Below are 16,710 nucleotides of genomic sequence, written 5' to 3'. Positions count from 1 at the left end.
CCAGGGAGTTGACCATGAGCTACAGCAAGATCCCGGCCGGTAAAGACCTGCCGAACGACATCTACGTCGCGATCGAGATTCCGGCCAACCACGCGCCGATCAAATACGAAATCGACAAAGACAGCGACTGCCTGTTCGTCGACCGTTTCATGGCCACCCCGATGTTCTATCCGGCCAACTACGGCTACATCCCGAACACCCTGGCTGACGACGGCGATCCCCTGGACGTGCTGGTCGTCACCCCCTACCCGGTTGCTCCGGGCGCCGTGATCCGCGCCCGTCCGGTCGGCGTCCTGCACATGACCGACGAAGCCGGTGGCGACGCCAAACTGATCGCCGTTCCCCACGACAAACTGAGCGTCCTCTACAAGGACGTGAAGGAATACACCGACCTGCCGGCCCTGCTGCTGGAGCAGATCAAGCACTTCTTCGAGAACTACAAGGACCTCGAAAAAGGCAAGTGGGTGAAAGTAGAAGGCTGGGGCAATGCTGACGCTGCCCGCGCTGAAATCACTAAAGCGGTTGCGGCCTACCAAAAGTAAGCCCTGACCACTCATGAAAAGCCGGCCACAAGCCGGCTTTTTTATTGTCCGCCGTTTTTCGCAACTTTCCGCAAAGCCTAGATTCCACGCGGCTTTCAGCCTAATAATTGTCCGCAGGTGTTCGCCCCAACTTGCCCCTTGCCGCGAAAAAGTGGGGGAACAAGTGGGGGAACAGAAACAGCGGGTCGGAGCAGAGCATGGGCAAGCTGAACCCCAAACAGGTCGAGAATCTGGCCGAGCCTGGCACCTACGAAGACGGCGACGGTTTGCGCCTTGCGGTGAAGGCCACCGGGCGCAAGTCATGGGTGCTGCGCTTTCAGCTCAACGGCAAGCGCCGGGAGATGGGGCTAGGCAGCTTTCCCGGGGTGAGTTTGAAGGCAGCCCGCCTGGCCGCAGCCGATCAGCGCAAGCTGCTGGCCGCTGGTGCCGACCCCATGGCAGCCCGCGACGCCGAACGCGAGCGGCAGCGCGAGGTGCAGCGCCAGCAGGAAGCCAAGGGCCGCGACTTCAAATCTCTGGCGACCGAGTACATGGACGCCCACGGGGCGAGCTGGTCGGACAAATGGCGCAAGGGTTGGATGCGCAAGCTGGAGCTGTACGCCTTTCCCGTTATCGGCAAGCTCCCCGCCAGCGCCATCAACACCGAGCACATCTTGCAGGTGCTGAAACCGATCTGGGCGACCAAGACCCGCACGGCTGATGAAGTACGCGGCCAACTTGAAGCCGTCCTGGGCGCCGCCAAGACCCGCAAGCTGCGCGACGGCGATAACCCTGCGCTCTGGCGGGGGAACCTGGAGAACCTGCTGGGGCGGGCCGAGAAGAAGAAGGCCCGCAAGCGCCAGCACTTCCCCGCGATGAGCTGGCGCGATGTGCCGGGGCTTATGGTGCGACTGGCGCAGAGCGAAAGCCGGGACGCCCTGGCCGCCCGCTTGCTGATCCTGACTGGCGCCCGCTCGCACATGGTGCGCTTTGCTGCTTGGTCGGAGTTGGACCTGGCGGCCGGTGTCTGGTCGCTGCCTGCTGACCGGATGAAGATGGGCCAAGCCTTCGATATTCCCTTGCCCGCGCAGGTGGTCGAGCTGCTGAAGGCCATGCCACGCATCGAGGGCAGCCCCTACCTGTTCCCCGGCCAGGGCAAGACCGGCGTCATGCACGCCAATGCTGTCCGCAACCTGCTGCACGGTTTGGGGCATGACGACATCACCCGCCATGGGTTCCGGTCGAGCTTCCGCGACTGGGCAAACGATTGCACCGACCACCCGCGCGAAGTCTGCGAGCTGGCGCTGGCCCATGACGAGCGCGACCAGACCGAGGGCGCCTATTCCCGATCCGACTTCTTCGAGAAGCGCCGCGCCCTAATGGCTGACTGGGCGCAGTATGCAACCACGCCGCCAGCGGCAAACGTGATTCAAGGCGACTTCAAGCGCGCCGAACCGAGCACCGGCCAGCCTAGCCCGACGGGACGAACTGCGGAGTTACCACCCGCCCAGTTGGCCGAACTATTCCAGAAGCGGGGCGCCTGGGAGGGCGAGAGGAAAAGCAAAACAGCACAGACTTGGGGATCACCGGCCAAGGCGCTGCCGTTGGCCGACGTGGCCTGCATGCTTGGGGTCGAGCCGGGCGAAATGGGCCAGTTGGTTGCGGAGAGTCGGCTGAGCGTATGCGTGATCGCGCCGCCGCAGCTTGGGGTGTGGCGCGTGAGCGGGCTATGGGATGAAGTTCCCAGGCACGCAAGGCAATTCCCAGGCCGCTACGCTCGCCTCTCGACGCGAGAGGCTATCGAATGCCTGACCTCTGAGTGGATCACGGTCTACTCGCTCAACCTGGAGCCTGCCAGCCTGGAGCAATACGCGGACGACCGCCAGACGGTGTGCACGCCTGGCACCGGCACGGCGGAAGACGGCATCCGCATCCAGGCGTCTGATCTACTGGTAAGCCAGGTCGAGTATGAGCGCTATCTGAGCGCCAACCCCGCGATCAACATCCCAAACGCCTCAGACGCGGCTCTCGGGGCTGAAGTTCGCCAGCAGCGCAGTGAGTTTGCCGCGCTTGGAGGTGAGCGAAAGCTTGCCACAGCTGACAAGCATCAGCGCTGGATCGATACCGCCGAGGAAATACAGGCCGGCAGAGCCCGCAAAGCCTCAAAGCGGAAGCTTGCCGAACTGGTACAACAGCGGCTCGATCTGTCCGATTCAGTCGAAACCATCCGGAAAGTCTTGCCTGGGTAAGTGGGTAGTGGGTTGGGTGCCTCGGTCTTACCCAAGAGTGCTTGTTTTCATGCGGTCGTCCACCCCGCACCGGGGCTTACCTAGAGGTAGCGACGATGACCGCAAAGACTCAACAACCCCGCCGCATCATGCGCCTGCCGGCAGTGAAGGAAGCAACCGGCTTGGGCCGCACCGTGATTTATGACCTGATGAAAGAGGGGCGCTTCCCGAAGGCCCGCCGCATCGCTGGCGCGCATATCGTCGGCTGGGACAGCCAGGAGATCGAGGTATGGATTGCCGAGCAGCTGGACGGGGCCGCCTGAATGAAAAAGACCACGTCTCCCGAAGAAGAACGCAGCCCGTCGCACGGCCATGATACCAGCGCAGCAGCTCAACGCGTCCGCCTGCTGGAGCGTTTGCGCCTTGGCCCGGTGGACACCATCACCGCCCGCCGGGAGCTGAACATCATGGCGCCGGCCCCGCGGGTGAAGGAACTGCGCGAAGCCGGCTACCCCATCCATACGCACTTGATCCGCCTGAATGACGATCAGGGCCGCCCTCATCGCCGCGTCGCTCAGTACTACCTGGGCACCGTCCAGCAGCTCAGCCAGGAGTAACCACCCATGACCAAGAAGAACGGCGCCACTGCGCTGAGGGGATCGGCTTGGCCGGAGAAACCCTTCGAGTTGTTCTATGTCCCCCATCCGAAGGTCGGGCGTGTCCTGCTGGGGCCATTCCTGACGTTGGCCGATGCTGAACTGGGGATTGTGGCTGTGCTTAGCCCTGGGGCAGTCGTCATCTCCGCCCTGATCGATTGTCTGGGCGACTTCACCCACTGGCACGGGCAGAGCAGCGGCGCCGTGGTCCGCCTGTTCGCCGGAGCTGCCCGCGAGGTGCCAAATGACTGACCCTGTGATCGCTTTCCGAAGCGCGATGATCGCATTGATAGGTTGGATTGATTGGATGCCAGTTTCTGATAGTCAAATCCATCGCTTCCATGTGCCGGGCGACAAGGCCGGCTCGCGCAACGGCTGGTATGTGCTGTTCGCCGATGGCATCGTTTCGGGCTGCTTCGGCAGCTGGAAGACAGGTAGTTCGCACACATGGAGCAGCAGGGAGCCAGCCAGCGCGCTGGAAGCCGAGCAGGTGCGCCAGCGCATTGAGCAGGCCCGGCGCCAGCGCGGGGCCGAGCAGCACCGGCGCCAGCAGGATGCCGCCGAGCGTGCCACTCAGCTGTGGCGTGATGCCCGCCGCGCCGATCCGACGCACCCGTACCTTGCCGCCAAGGGCTGCCGCTCGCATGGCCTGCGCCAGTTGGGTGACGTGCTGCTGGTTCCTCTGACACTGAACGGCCAACTGGTGAACCTCCAGCGCATCGGCCCGGACGGCTCCAAGCGGTTCCTGTCTGCCGGCCGGGTGAAGGGCTGCTTTTCGCCGCTCGGCATCATCGCTGCCAGCCAACCGCTGTGCCTCTGCGAAGGCTGGGCAACCGGCGCCACTATCCACGAGGACACCGGCCACCCGGTCGCCTGCGCGATGAATGCCGGCAACCTGCTGCCGGTCGGCCTGGAGCTGCGCCGCCGCTATCCCGATGCCGTGTTGATCGTCGCCGGAGATGACGACCGCCAGACTGAAGGCAACCCCGGCAAGACCGCCGCCATCAAGGCCGCCGCCACGCTGGGCTGTGGCCTGGTACTGCCGCAATGGCCCGATGACGCCCCGCTGAGCGTGTCCGATTTCAACGATCTGCGCCAATGGATGGAGGCCCGCCAATGACCGCTGCCGAGCTCCAGTTGATCCCCGCTCCCGTCATGCCGCACGACCCGGTGGCCGAGGCCATCGCCAGACTCAAGGAAGATGCCGGCGCCGTGTTCGAGCCTGACGTGCTGGCGCTGCTGCGCGAGGTGCGCGATACCAACCCGGCCCGCTGGGCACGTTACCGGCAAGGCATCAAGGCGGCTGGCGTTGTGAGCATGGCCGACCTGGAGCGACTGACCAGCACCAGCACTGCCGATGCCGTGGACAGTGATGAACTGTTCGCGCCCGTGACGATCCACCCCGACCCGGTGGACGGCGCCAACCTGCTGGGCGAAGTCGCCGCGACCCTTCAACGCCACGTCATCGCCGACGCGCCGACCATCCATGCCGCGTCGCTGTGGGCGGCGTTCACCTGGTTTATCGACGTGGTGGACGTGGCGCCGATTGCCAACATCACCGCCCCAGAAAAGCGTTGCGGGAAAACCGTGATGCTGGGAGCGCTGGCGCGGCTGGTCTGTCGCCCGCTGGCCGTGTCCAACATCGCCCCGGCGGCACTGTTCCGCGCCCTGGAGCTGTGGACGCCGACCCTGCTAATCGACGAAGTGGACGCCTTCCTGTCCGAGCACGAAGAAGCGCGCGGCATCCTGAATGCGGGGTTCACCCGCGACAGCGCGTTTGTGATTCGCTGTGTGGGCGACGATCACATGCCGACCCGCTTCAACGTGTGGGGCGCCAAGGCGCTGTGTGGCATCGGCAAGATTGCCGACACCCTGGCGGATCGCAGCATCCCCCTACGCCTGCGCCGCAAGCTGCCGGGTGAACGCACGGTCAAGATGCGCCACGCCGACGCCGAACACTTCGCCGCCCTGGTGGGCAAGCTCGCGCGCTTCGCTATCGACAACCGCGACGCCGTGCGCCAGGCCCGGCCCGCCGAGATCGAAGGCTTGAACGACCGCGCCAACGACGCCTGGGAACCACTGCTGGCGATTGCCAGCGTTGCGGGCGGCGAGTGGCCGCGTCTGGCCCGCCAGGCAGCTGTCACCTTGCACGGCCTGGAGGAAGAAGCCCCGAGCATCGGCGCCGAGCTACTGGCTTCGATCCGTGACGCCTTCGACAACCGCCGCGCTGAACGCCTATCAACCGCCGATCTGTTGGAGGCGCTGGCCGAAGACGAAGAAGCGCCGTGGGCGGCCTGGAACCGTGGCAAGCCCATGACCCCGCACCAGCTCGCCAAGCGTCTTTCCGAGTTCGGCATCAAACCGACAACCCAGCGCATCGGCTACAAGAAGGCCGCCAAGGGGTACAAGCGGGAACAGTTCGAGGAAGCATTCAGGCGGTATCTGTCTGCCGGCACCCCCAAAACATCCGTAACACCGTTACAGCCCAGTAACCACGCGGCCTCCAGCGATTTTAAAGGCGTAACAAGCAAGCAGGCTGTAACGGATCAAAACGGGCTGAAAGCCAGCAGTGACGTGGCTTGTAACGGTGTTACGCATCAAAAGAGGGTACAGGCCGGGAAAGACGACGGGGAGGACATTTGACCGTGGCCGCCCTGGACTACCTGCGCCGGGCTGGCCTGGCTGCTGAAGCCAACGGCGACCGCCTGCGCCTGCGCCCCGCTGATTGCATCACCGATACCGTGCGCCAGTTCGTGCGCGACCACCGCGCCGAGCTGCTGGCCGAGCTGAGCGCTACGAACGATCCCCCGGCAGAGGCGCTCGCCTGGCTTGCCCGTGTCGCGTTGCTGCTGAGCTGTGAGCCTGCGTATCTGCTGGAGCGCGGTTTCATCGACCGGCACGACCTGGCCGAGCAGTACTGCACGCGCCCGCGCTTTGCCGCTCGCCTGATTCGTAGTCACCCGGCAGGGTCGCCATCGACGTCAACGGATCACCCAACCAACGAGCAACAGGACGCCAGGCAGCCACAGCCCGTCCACCACAGCGCCGCCACTGCCTCGCCTGAATGGCGGCAGGCGCGTGACCAATACCTCAACCATCTAATGCCGTGCCGCCGCTGCCACGCCCCCACAGGCCGTTATTGTGTAATCGGGGCAGAGCTGCGCGCCACCTATGACCGCACCCCGCTGGAGCCAACCCCATGCTGCAAAGCCAAAAGACCCTGGCCGCTATCGCCTCGAAGCCGGGCACCACCAAGCGCGACTGCCTGACCATCACCCGCCGCGTCCTACGCAATATCTGCCAGGCCAAGGACGCCATTCACGCCGAGAGCCGCGCCTTGAACCGACAGGCCGGCAAGCTGCGCCAATTTCTGCCGTTCACCGCAATAGCCGTTGCCGACCTGGAGCAGCAAGCCCGCGACCACCGCGCCGAAGAGTTAGCCGCCCTGCGCCGTGTACTGGTGGCCTATGGGCAGACAATCATCCGCGACCGTGACGGCATAGCCAAAGCGCTGGGCGTCGATCAACTGGCCGACCTGCTGAACATCAACCGCATAGACCGGGAGCGGGCACGCCGGGAGGGATGGCGCACCCTGTCCGAGCTGGTGGCCATTCACGACCTGGAGAACAGCGCCGAGCGCCGGGGCGACCGCTGGGGCGACGGAAGCCCGCTCTATCAGGCGTGCCAACTGGCGCGGATGGATTTCATCCTCGAATGCCCGCCCGAGCTGCTACCCGATCCGTTCGCCCCTGGCGCACCGTTCGGCCCACGGCTGCCGCCCGAGCTGCGCATCGTCTGACCCGCTGCCGCCTGCTGGGGTTCGCCCTGGTGGTCGGCACCTGTCCCGTCAATTCAACGGGGAAGGCGTCACGACTGGTCACGCACCGCTCACGTTCCGTAACTAGACGCCCGCCGCCCCGGAGCTGACCCGCTGCCAGTGTCGCCCAGATACCCACTTGGAAGCATTGCCGCTTCTCGCTGCACTCCCAGCAAGAGCGGAACCTACGCCAAGGTCTGCGCAATAGCCGACGCCGGCAGCGATCGCGGCCTGGCCGGCACCACCTACGTCGGCACTCTCAGCGTCAAGCTGCCCGCATCGGTTTGGGGACTTGATAGTGCATTTCGCACAAGCTGAGAAACAGATTTTTCGTGTATGCCTTTACGCAAGCAGTACTTCGACTGAAGCCACACCTTTAGCTCCTTGGCTCCTTTGCTCGCATTGCAGGACATGCAGCACCTGGCGATGTTTTCGCGGGTAACGATTCTGGCGTCGTTGATGATGTGTTCCCAAGAGGGCTTGGTGCCACGAGTTTGTGCTGGCAGCAAAAAATCTACGCCGCAGTAAACACAGGCTGTATCTCGCGCCAACACCTCTTGTTCGAGCCAGTCAGGGATGTTCCATCTGTTCACAGTGAGCCTCCTTGCGGCATCTGTTACGAGGCGCCGAACGTTTAGGTTAAGGGGCGGGCTTTAGCCCGTCCCAAGTGAGCGAAGCTAACCTACTACCCCCACTCTGAAATAGCCTCTGCCTGCCGCCGACTGAGTGCCTGCGAGCCTAGAGCCCCCTTAATGCCTGGCCCGCTCGATTCGATCCACTTTGGCACTGGGTTGTCCCTTTCGTAGCCAGCGATACTGCACCGGGTCGATCCGGAGCAACTCGCGTATAGCCTCATCACGTTTTTCTCCTGGCATGCGCGCCAGAAGGGAACGCACCTCGTGTTCGATGCTGTCTGGCTTCGCGCCAAGCGCCTCCGCCATGCGATACCACTCATGCCCGACATCGAAGTTTCCCAGCTCAATATTGAGAGCGCCCAGAAGCGTGCAGGGTCTGAAGTTGTTCGGCAGCAGTGCGTGGGCTTCTTCCCCCATCTTGAGGGCCTCGGTGAAGTGGCCCAGGTCGCGCAGGGCTCCGCCGTGCGTCGTTCGAATCGCTGACTTGAGTTTCGCCTGATCCTGGCGCCCTACCGAAATGGCTGACAGGAGTTCGATCGCCTGCTCGGGCGCCGCGCATTTGCGAAGGTGCGCGCTGGCATTCACCGCCTGCCACGGGTCGTTGGTGCGCTTGTACTCGGCGATGCAGAAGTCCGCTTCGAGTCGGTGGTGAGCGTGCAGAATCTCTTCGGTTTCATAGTCACGTCCCTCGCTCCTCAGCCATAAGGCGTCTATCTCCGACAGCCGTGATTTCGAGTCAAGCTTGCGCAAGATGCTCATCAGTCGCGTGAAGTGATGCTCTTCAACGAACACTTCCAACCCATACTTCCGGCGTAGCTCCTGGTTCTTCTTCTTGGCGATGAACCGAGGATCGCTTTCGCGCTGGATGCGCTCCGCCTCAAGACGAGCCCACATTGCTGCTTCCCGAGCATCAGCCGCGCTCTGCTCGGCCATCTTCTGCGCCTCCATTTCCAACTGCTGTTGTTGCGCCAATGCAATGCGCACGTCTCGCTCGACCTGCGCGAGTTGGTTGAACTGCTCTTGGGAAAGCTCGCCAGCAAGGAAGCACACCAAGGTGTTCAGTCCTCGGGACGCGAGGAAACTTCTGCTTGTCGCCGTCATTGGCTGTCCCTTGCCAAGCGATGTAAGCAGGTTGTTCAGCCGGCTACCGGCAGTGGTTGCACCGGGCACGTCGTCAACCCAGTAGTGTTTGGCCAGGTCAGAAGCGGAAATAGGCATCGAGCACTCCATGCGCGAGACGGTATGACGTGATTGGTCCGGGAGATTCGTGGTGCTGGGCAGAGTATCAACTTTCAGGGCGTTGAATTACTCATGATTGATCGTTGTGCGCATGGGAGCGGAACGAACGCTCTGCAGAGGAATATCTCGCCGCCCTTCTCGAGGGCGAACAGCCCCATCGTTTTCGGGCGCAGAAACAGGCGTTGAATTGTCTCTTTATTCCCCCTCGAAATCGCCAATCGGCCATCCAAAAAGCCGCAAGAGCGCCCAGCAGCGTGACGAACTGCTGGCCGTACCTGAGCACCACCGAAGCGTCCGGCCACTGCCGCCACCAGGCCCGCCTCAACCTGCGCCAGACCGGCGTCTATGCCACCCTGCGCGGCATCCTCGGGAGCGTACTCAGCCAGCGCAATATGAGCGACTGGCTCAAGGACTGGCGCCACAACCTAGTGGTGTACAACGCCGCCGGCGAGGCCATGCACATCCTGCAGGCGGTCCAGTCCGTGCGCAGCATGAGCATCGAAGAGTTCAAGAAGCGCCAGACCGTCATCAGCGAAACCCGCGAGTCGCACAGCGCCTTCGAGCAACTGGAGGCCAAGAGCGAGCACCCCATCCCGCACGGCTTCGTCTTCACCTGCGTGCCCTATGAGGGCCTGCCGGCGCGCCAGTTCATGGTCCGCCTGAACATCCTCACCAGCGGCAGCACCCCGAGCTTGCGGGATCGGGTTGAACGCCAGGGTGCCGGTCAGGCCACGCACCACCACCTTGCCGAAGTTGCCCAAGTGCTGGCTGCCGGCGCCCAGGTGCGGCATGCGCTCGGGGAAGGCGTTGGCCAGTCCGCCCCAGCCGACGTAGCGGGCCAGCACGGCCTGCTCGTCCGGGCTGGCGCGGCGCTGCTCGGCTTCGAGCTGCTTGAGGGTACGGATGGCGGCGAGGTTGTCGTTGAACTTCTGCACCTCGCCGCCCTGGCCGAGGCGGGTAGCCTCGGTGATCTGGAAGTTGGCGGCGGGGATGTTGGGCGCACCGACCGGCGCGCCCTCGATGGCGGTTACTCGCGGTGCGTCTTGCGGTACTCGGCTTCCAGCTTCGCCAGTTCCTCCCGCTCCCACGGCTCCAGATTCGCCTGCGGCTCCGGTTTCAGCAGAATCAGCTCGTGCAGCGCCACCTCTTCCGCCTCGTGCTGGCGGAACCCCTGCTGCATCAGTTCCAGCACCCTTTCGGCCGCCCACTTTCCGCGTACCCGTAGGGTCGACTCCCAATCCCCGTCCGCTTTCAGTTCCGCCGTTTTCTTCGGCAGCCACTTCGACCAATGCTTGCGGCACATCGCCGCGTACCGTTCCGCGCTCATCTTTGCTCTCCAGAGTGACCTTGCCGTCGCGCACGTCCGCGATAAAGCGCACCACGTAAGACTTCATGTTCTGCGCCGCGTCGGCATCGACCCGTTCCCCCGCCATGCTGACCACGACGCCCATCGCTTCACGCAGGTCTTGGCTGGCGGCCTTCAAGTTCGCCACGGCCGAGAGAAGCAGCGACTTGGCCTTGGCGTAGATTTGCTCATCGAAGGTTAGCTCGGAACTCCGCCAGCATTCGCCGCCAAGCCGGGCGCCAAGACCGTTGATCGCAGCGCCCAAGGCGTTGCCGGCGTGCTTCGCCGCACTGCCCAGGGCTTCCCCAGCAGAGCGCAGGGGCTCGGCCTTCGCGGCGGACGGTGGAGTAGCTATTCCCTGGCAAGTCCGGGGCCTGTTGCTACCATCAACCGAGACAAACAACGACCGAAGGGAACACCAACTATGAACCTTCGACCCATCATGGCGCTTGCCCTGGCCGTGGTTTGCAGCACCGCCGTAGCAGACGAGTACCTTGGCAACCTCAGTGCCAATCCCTATGCGCCGAACTCCACCGCCAACCCCTACGGAGCCGGCAGCCGCTACGCGCCGAACAGCATCAACAACCCGGCCGGCCAGTATGGCAGTCCCTACTCCAGCACCAGCGCTACTAACCCCTACACGACCAGCGCGCCCAAGCTCTACGACAGCCAGGGCAACTACCGCGGCAAGCTGAGCGGCAATCGCTACGACCCCGATTCAGTGTCCAATCCCCACGGGCGCTATGGCAGCCAGTACTCGCCCGACAGCATCAATAACCCCTATGGGGCCGGCAGCCCGTACCGTGCGGACAGCCCGAACAATCCCTATGGAAACGGGCTGAGGATCGTCGGCGATGATGAGTAAACGCCGGCAGGCTGGCTGTAGCCTATCGCTGGTCCACCGCTTGCCTCCGACTTGACCAGTAGGCGTGCGCGGAAGGAGCCAGCATGCGAACCCACTACGACAATCTCCACATCAGTGAGAAAGCGAGCCCTGAGGTCATCCGCGCGGCCTACAAAACCCTGGCGCAGAAGTGGCACCCCGACAAGCACCCAACCGATCGCGCGAAGGCTGAGCACTATTTCAAGATCATCTCTCAGGCGTTCGAAGTCCTGTCCGATGAAGCGTCACGATGCCGCTACGATGCATCGCTGCATCAGCAACGCGATGTCGGCAGCGGCAGAAAGCAAGGGAAGCACACTCCTCCGCCGAAGAGTCATCAGGACCTGATGGCCGAAGCGTGGGAGAGCGGCAAATATTCCCGCGAGAAAGGGTTCGGCACCGACAGCTGCCCGTACAAAGGCGTGTATGCCGAGGCTTGGCTGGAAGGCCACAGGACAGGCACCCCTCCGCAGTCTCAGTCAGAAGCGCGACAGCAGCAGCCAAAAAGCCCAAGTGCCCCAGTCCCCAGAGACAAGTCGATTACCGACATGATCTCCAATCTCGTGGCCGTCGGGTTTGCAGTACTCGCTGTCGCCCTGCTGCTCGTAAGCGTTCCATAAACACCACCTTCATCTGAGCTACCAGCTCGCAGATGCCGGGCTCCCGTTTTCATAGTGGAGCCCCGTCATGATGCACCCGGACGCCAAGGTCATCCTCTACCTCACCGGGTCTTTGGCCAATCCAAGGCGCATGACCGGGGTCTTGTTGTCCTCGTTTCTTTCGTTCATCGGGCGGCCTCCCACGCAGCGCAATTCCGCAAGCGCATCACGCGGAGAAAAAATGGGGGAACAAATGGGGGAACAAAGCACGCCGTGCGAGTCATAGCCGCATTCTGCGCGGCCTGCATCAAAAACGAGGCAGGCCACAAGCCGGCTTTTTTATTGTCCGCCGTTTTTCGGTGCTTTCCGCAAAGCCTAGATTCCACGCGGCTTTCAGCCTAAGGCATGCAAGATTCCCAGGGCAACGAGTTCACCCGCTGCATAATTGCACTGACTTGACCACCCGATTGCCCCCCTCCTGAGCAAGCACTGGCATTCGTGTCGACCAGTCGCTTGCATGCGGATTAACCAGTCACACCGTAGTAACGACCGATTGCAGTCACCCCATAGCCGCCGGCGACGACTGACAGGGATCCGAGCCGCCCTCGGCGACAAACGGTTGAGCAGCGGTCGTGGACAAGACGCTAAGCGCCAATACAGAAAAAACGACGCCGAGGATGGTAAGGCGCTTCACGCTTGCGTCTTCGAAGGGGCGAACGTCTTGGGTCAAGTGGGTCATGGTTATTTCCTAGTGATATTCGGCCGGTAATCCGGGTATCAGTATTGGTAACCGAGACAACCTCAGCATGCGACCATATCGCATGAGATTTTGTAGATATTCTAGTAACGCAAAACCGAATTCAAGGGTGATGATCATTTAGGGCGACGAACGCTTAGGCGATCACCTGGATGACCGAATGCCGAGCATTCGAACCTCTGTGAAGGCGGTTTCGGACACGTTGCCGGCGTCCTCGGCATCAGAAAAAGTCATCTGGGTCATGCGGCAGGGCTCGGACTCATCGAAGGCGCGACTTCAGTAGATCGGCTAGGGGATGTTCGGAGTCTCCTCAGGACAGCCCCGCTCGGCCCAGAAAATAAGAAGCAGACCACCATTTCGCCAGGTGGGGGGGGCTCATGCATTCGAGTAGCCCATGCACCTACTTCTGATTATTGAGCTGGAGCAGGGTCGGCTTCGCGCCTACCGCTCGTCATCGAACCGTAAAATAATATTTGACATCATTGGGTCTTTGGCTGAGCATTAGCTAATCGCATGCGATTTTATCGTTAGCGATCAACAACGTAACCTTGTCGCTTGGAGATTCAACCATGAACAACGGAAGCAGCCAAAAGATGCGTCTGTCTCCCGATCGCGCTTCCCATGGCCACAACCGCAACAACTGGATCACTGCACCAGGCGATTGAAAAGCGGCATCTTTTAACACCATAAATATCGCATACGATTTACTAGCACGCAATTATTAACCCGAGGAAGCTTCCATGAGCAAGATCGAAAAAGTACTGGCGACTGGCAAAACTCGCACCACCCACAGCGGCGCAAGCAATTCCTTGCGCGGCCATGACGGCAACCTCGACATCGAGCTGTCGTCGCCCGGCTCCGCACAACCGGCGCACTTGTTCGCTGCCACCCAACCGCACCCAAAAGCCGAGCAACTGTTTGCCGGGGCGTGGTCGGCCTGCTACACCGCCGCAGTCGGGCTCGTCGCCCAGGAACGCAACATCGTGTTGCCGGCTGATCTGGCCGTCGACATCGAAGTAGACCTGGGCCAGACTGGTTCCGCCTACTTCCTTCAGGCCCGGCTGACCCTCCGCGTGCCGGGGCTGGCACACGATGTCGCGACCGAACTGGCGCACATCGCCGATTACATCTGCCCGTACTCCAAAGCCACACGCGGCAATATCGATGTTGCCCTGAACGTAATTACGGATTGATGTTTAGACACCTCAAGTACATCGCGCGCGATATAGTCGCATGCAAGTCGCAATACCTGCGAACCTAAGGAGATCATCATGAGCAAAATCGAAAAAGTACTGGCCAGTGGCAAAACCCACACCACCCGTAACAGCGCCGGTAATACGTCACACGGCCATAACGGCAACCTCGACATCGAGCTGTCGTCGCCCGGCAGCACCACACCGGCACACGTATTCACCGCCGTCCAGCCACACCCGAAAGCCGAGCAACTGTTCGCCGGGGCGTGGTCGGCCTGCTACATTGCAGCGGTGGGTCTGGCCGCCCAACAGATGAAGGTGACGCTGCCGACCAATACGGCCGTCGACATCGAAGTGGACCTGGGCCAGACCGGTGCGGCCTACTTCCTCCAGGCCCGACTGACCCTAAGCGTGCCGGGCCTGTCCCACGAAGTGGCGACCGAACTGGCACACAACGCTGACGCGATCTGTCCGTACTCCAAAGCCACACGCGGCAACATTGACGTTGCCATCAACGTCCTCACCGCTTGACGCAGTGCACTACCGGCTCGTTAGGGTCATCCCTGATGAGCCGGTAGTCGACCTCTACAGATCTGATGCGTTCAGGCAACGACTGCCAAAGAGTCAGCACTTTCGATACCATCGCATGCGATGTACAGTTCAAGTATGCAAGCCACCCGTCTTTGGCCACAGAGAGTGCTCATGAAATCCACTAAAAAGACAGCCGCCCTCGATCTGAAGCTTTCCGACTTCCTTTGTTTTGCGGTCTATTCCTCTAACCTGGCCTTTGGCAAGGCCTACAAGCCGATGCTCGAGCGGCTCGGCCTGACCTATACGCAATACATCACCCTCGTTGCACTGTGGGAGGAAGATAACCAGACCGTTGGCAGCCTCGGCGAAAAGCTGTTCCTCGAATCCAACACCCTCACACCGATCCTGAAAAAGTTGGAAGCGATGGGTTATTTGCTGCGCCAGCGCAACCCGGAAGACGAACGCCAGGTGCGGATCAGTCTCACAAAAGAGGGGCGGAAACTGCGTGAAGGCCTCTCGGAAGATGGCTTCCCACAAACTGGTCTCGATCCCGAGGACTTCGTGCAAATGCAAAAGGCAATTGTGAAGTTACGGGGCAATCTCATCCGTTCGACGAAAGATCGGGAGTAGGCAGTATCGAGCAAAAATGGTGAGTTGACCCAGGTTTACGAGGCTTACTGCACAGGCTGCTTTTGGTGGTTCTCCGCCGATCGTGACCGGCAGAAGTCGTCCCGGAGCTGGCACAGTGGGGATCGGCAGAAATTGGCGGACTCCATTAAAAAAGTTGGTGCCCTTCCGGCTCACTCGCGCGAAACCGAAAAATGATATTGGGTCGAAGTGTCGAAGGCAGTGATAGATACGGCGGCGGGATACGGAAACCAATGGCTGCATTGCTGGGGTGTCGGCGACAAGCAGCCGTGGATGCTTCAACCTAGGAGCAGAAGCTAGAAAGTCAGCGTATTGACCATATTTCAGGCCTACCATCTGATGCAAAGGGGCTAATCGCGACGCGCGAACGACAGGGCTTTTTGTCTCTGCGAGCCCCGTGGACTGGCCCCCGAGCCAAGACCCGCCACTCAGCGGAAGAGAGCATAACGGTTGGGGTCAATTCAGCGAGCGGAAGAAATCGCGGATGTCCGTGTTGATGGCCTGCGGTTCTTCCCAAGCCGGGAAGTGTCCGCCGCTAGCGTGATGCTGCTTCTGCATGAGGTTGTAGTAGCGCTGAGCCCAGCGGCGCGGGGAGCTGCATATTTCCTCCAGCAGCACCGAAATCCCGACTGGGGCCTCGATCACGGGTATGCGATCGTGCACTGGTGTCCAGGGATAGTGTGCTGCCTCGTACTCGTAGTAGTAACGCGCCGACGTGCCGTGGCTCTGCGTAACCCAGTAGATCATGATGGTGGTCAGAAGATCGTCCTTGCTGAAGCGTGTTTCGACGTCTCCGTGACAATCGCTCCAGCTGCGTTGCTTTTCGACTATCCACGACGCCAATCCCACTGGCGAATCGTTGAGCGCTGCCGCGATTGTTTGTGGTTTGGTGCATTGCAGCGCCAAATAGGCCGTTTAGGTGGCGAAGAAGTTCTGCAGGCGTGCGGCCATCGGCGCTTCGTCGGCGTCGTAGTCTTCGGGCGCCGGGGTACCATACTGCCAGCCTTCGTTGGCGAAGTCTTCGACCCAGCGCGTGAGCTTGAGACGCGTGTGCTGATCGTTGAGTACTGCGTCGGGCACATCGACTCGGAATGGTTTCATCTTGTCTTTCTCGTCTCATAGTGGTCGCAAAAGCAACTACATGGGTAACAGGCAACCACTTGCGCCGGCGGCCTGACGCCCGCGCTTTGCCATTTGTCAAAGCGCTTTAGAAGCTCCACAGACCATCCTTCGTCCATGGAGCCTCCTTGAGCTTGTTATGTGCGCAGTGACCTGAAGCCCGCGCGCACCTCTTCAGAGAAGATCTCGGGTTGCTCCCATGCCGCAAAATGCCCCCCCTTGGGCAGCGTGTTGTAGTGGACCAGCTTGGGATAAGCCTTCTCGGACCAGCTCTTAGGAGCCTGGTACAGCTCATCGGGGAACGCACTGACCGCCACCGGAATCGTCACGCCCTTGACGCTGAAGTAAGGCGTCTTGTTTTCCCAGTACAGGCGCGCTGCGGAGATGGCCGTGTTGGTGAGCCAAAACAGCGTGATGTTGTCGAGCTGCGGACTCCACGCTGACTCGGACACCCATTCCACGCACATCCGGACAGTGATTCCACGCTGATCCGGACACTCATTCCACGAGCATCCGGACACCGATTCCACGGCCATCCG

The 16,710-nt window shown here is 61.7% G+C and carries 18 protein-coding genes and 3 pseudogenes; 15 read left to right on the top strand and 6 right to left on the bottom strand.

What is annotated here, in order from left to right; genetic code table 11:
- The first annotated feature begins 14 nt into the window (after positions 1–14).
- The 9 genes and pseudogenes from ppa to FFS60_RS01705 all read left to right on the top strand — a co-directional run bounded on the left by ppa (position 15) and on the right by FFS60_RS01705 (position 7,204).
- A complete protein-coding gene (ppa, locus tag FFS60_RS01745; protein ID WP_137820946.1) occupies positions 15–542 on the top strand; it encodes an inorganic diphosphatase in 528 nt (175 codons plus the stop codon).
- A gap of 197 nt (positions 543–739) precedes the next feature.
- A pseudogene (locus FFS60_RS01740) lies at positions 740–1,936 on the top strand (tyrosine-type recombinase/integrase); the annotation flags it as partial.
- Between the two features lie 929 nt (positions 1,937–2,865).
- Complete coding sequence (locus FFS60_RS01735) at positions 2,866–3,072, top strand: AlpA family phage regulatory protein (protein WP_137820945.1); 207 nt, start codon at positions 2,866–2,868, stop codon at positions 3,070–3,072.
- The gene (locus FFS60_RS01730) at positions 3,073–3,366 is read left to right on the top strand and encodes a helix-turn-helix domain-containing protein (RefSeq protein ID WP_137820944.1); all 294 of its coding nucleotides are present in this window, start codon (positions 3,073–3,075) and stop codon (positions 3,364–3,366) included.
- A 6-nt stretch (positions 3,367–3,372) separates the two neighbouring features.
- Entirely contained in the window at positions 3,373–3,657 is a 285-nt protein-coding gene (locus tag FFS60_RS01725; protein ID WP_137820943.1) for a hypothetical protein, read from the top strand.
- Complete coding sequence (locus FFS60_RS01720; protein ID WP_137820942.1) at positions 3,650–4,525, top strand: toprim domain-containing protein; 876 nt, start codon at positions 3,650–3,652, stop codon at positions 4,523–4,525. Before FFS60_RS01725 ends, FFS60_RS01720 begins: the two co-directional genes overlap by 8 nt.
- On the top strand, positions 4,522–6,048 hold the full coding sequence (locus FFS60_RS01715; RefSeq protein WP_137820941.1) for a DUF3631 domain-containing protein: 1,527 nt from the start codon (positions 4,522–4,524) through the stop codon (positions 6,046–6,048). Before FFS60_RS01720 ends, FFS60_RS01715 begins: the two co-directional genes overlap by 4 nt.
- A gap of 2 nt (positions 6,049–6,050) precedes the next feature.
- Positions 6,051–6,674 (top strand): hypothetical protein, encoded by a 624-nt coding sequence (locus FFS60_RS01710; RefSeq protein WP_137820940.1) that lies wholly within the window; start codon positions 6,051–6,053, stop codon positions 6,672–6,674.
- Positions 6,605–7,204 (top strand): hypothetical protein, encoded by a 600-nt coding sequence (locus FFS60_RS01705; protein WP_137820939.1) that lies wholly within the window; start codon positions 6,605–6,607, stop codon positions 7,202–7,204. Before FFS60_RS01710 ends, FFS60_RS01705 begins: the two co-directional genes overlap by 70 nt.
- 263 nt (positions 7,205–7,467) lie before the next feature.
- Here the strand turns inward: FFS60_RS01705 and FFS60_RS01700 are convergent, their stop codons facing one another.
- Together FFS60_RS01700 and FFS60_RS01695 are read right to left on the bottom strand one after the other, a co-directional pair.
- Positions 7,468–7,815, bottom strand: a complete 348-nt coding sequence (locus tag FFS60_RS01700) for an HNH endonuclease (RefSeq protein WP_137820938.1) — start codon at positions 7,813–7,815, stop codon at positions 7,468–7,470.
- A 156-nt stretch (positions 7,816–7,971) separates the two neighbouring features.
- Entirely contained in the window at positions 7,972–9,075 is a 1,104-nt protein-coding gene (locus FFS60_RS01695) for a hypothetical protein (RefSeq protein ID WP_137820937.1), read from the bottom strand.
- 275 nt (positions 9,076–9,350) lie between these two features.
- Between FFS60_RS01695 and FFS60_RS29335 the strand changes: the two are divergent.
- Positions 9,351–9,833, top strand: a pseudogene (locus tag FFS60_RS29335) (DUF2303 family protein); the annotation flags it as partial.
- A 290-nt stretch (positions 9,834–10,123) separates the two neighbouring features.
- Here the strand turns inward: FFS60_RS29335 and FFS60_RS28950 are convergent.
- On the bottom strand, positions 10,124–10,423 hold the full coding sequence (locus FFS60_RS28950; protein WP_256658021.1) for a hypothetical protein: 300 nt from the start codon (positions 10,421–10,423) through the stop codon (positions 10,124–10,126).
- A 442-nt stretch (positions 10,424–10,865) separates the two neighbouring features.
- Here FFS60_RS28950 and FFS60_RS01685 point away from each other — a divergent pair, with 442 nt between their 5' ends.
- From FFS60_RS01685 to FFS60_RS01665, 5 genes are all read left to right on the top strand, one after another.
- Positions 10,866–11,306 (top strand): hypothetical protein, encoded by a 441-nt coding sequence (locus FFS60_RS01685; RefSeq protein ID WP_218570586.1) that lies wholly within the window; start codon positions 10,866–10,868, stop codon positions 11,304–11,306.
- Between the two features lie 83 nt (positions 11,307–11,389).
- Positions 11,390–11,944, top strand: coding sequence for a J domain-containing protein (locus FFS60_RS01680; RefSeq protein ID WP_137820935.1), 555 nt, complete (start codon positions 11,390–11,392; stop codon positions 11,942–11,944).
- Positions 11,945–13,420: 1,476 nt separating this feature from the next.
- Entirely contained in the window at positions 13,421–13,873 is a 453-nt protein-coding gene (locus tag FFS60_RS01675; protein ID WP_137820934.1) for an Ohr family peroxiredoxin, read from the top strand.
- 78 nt (positions 13,874–13,951) lie between these two features.
- Complete coding sequence (locus FFS60_RS01670; protein ID WP_137820933.1) at positions 13,952–14,404, top strand: Ohr family peroxiredoxin; 453 nt, start codon at positions 13,952–13,954, stop codon at positions 14,402–14,404.
- A 171-nt stretch (positions 14,405–14,575) separates the two neighbouring features.
- Positions 14,576–15,034 carry a MarR family winged helix-turn-helix transcriptional regulator gene (locus tag FFS60_RS01665; protein ID WP_137820932.1) on the top strand — a complete coding sequence of 153 codons (459 nt, stop codon included), beginning with the start codon at positions 14,576–14,578 and terminating at the stop codon, positions 15,032–15,034.
- A gap of 474 nt (positions 15,035–15,508) precedes the next feature.
- Here FFS60_RS01665 and FFS60_RS01660 read toward each other — a convergent pair whose 3' ends face one another.
- From FFS60_RS01660 to FFS60_RS01650, 3 genes and pseudogenes are all read right to left on the bottom strand, one after another.
- On the bottom strand, positions 15,509–15,799 hold the full coding sequence (locus FFS60_RS01660) for a hypothetical protein (protein WP_137820931.1): 291 nt from the start codon (positions 15,797–15,799) through the stop codon (positions 15,509–15,511).
- A 168-nt stretch (positions 15,800–15,967) separates the two neighbouring features.
- Positions 15,968–16,153 carry an epoxide hydrolase N-terminal domain-containing protein gene (locus tag FFS60_RS01655; RefSeq protein ID WP_137820930.1) on the bottom strand — a complete coding sequence of 62 codons (186 nt, stop codon included), beginning with the start codon at positions 16,151–16,153 and terminating at the stop codon, positions 15,968–15,970.
- Between the two features lie 155 nt (positions 16,154–16,308).
- Positions 16,309–16,710, bottom strand: a pseudogene (locus FFS60_RS01650) (hypothetical protein); the annotation flags it as partial.

The sequence above is a fragment of the Pseudomonas sp. D(2018) genome (genome assembly GCF_005502555.1).
GTDB lineage: Bacteria > Pseudomonadota > Gammaproteobacteria > Pseudomonadales > Pseudomonadaceae > Metapseudomonas > Metapseudomonas resinovorans.
This window is presented reverse-complemented; position numbering and strand designations above follow the sequence as displayed.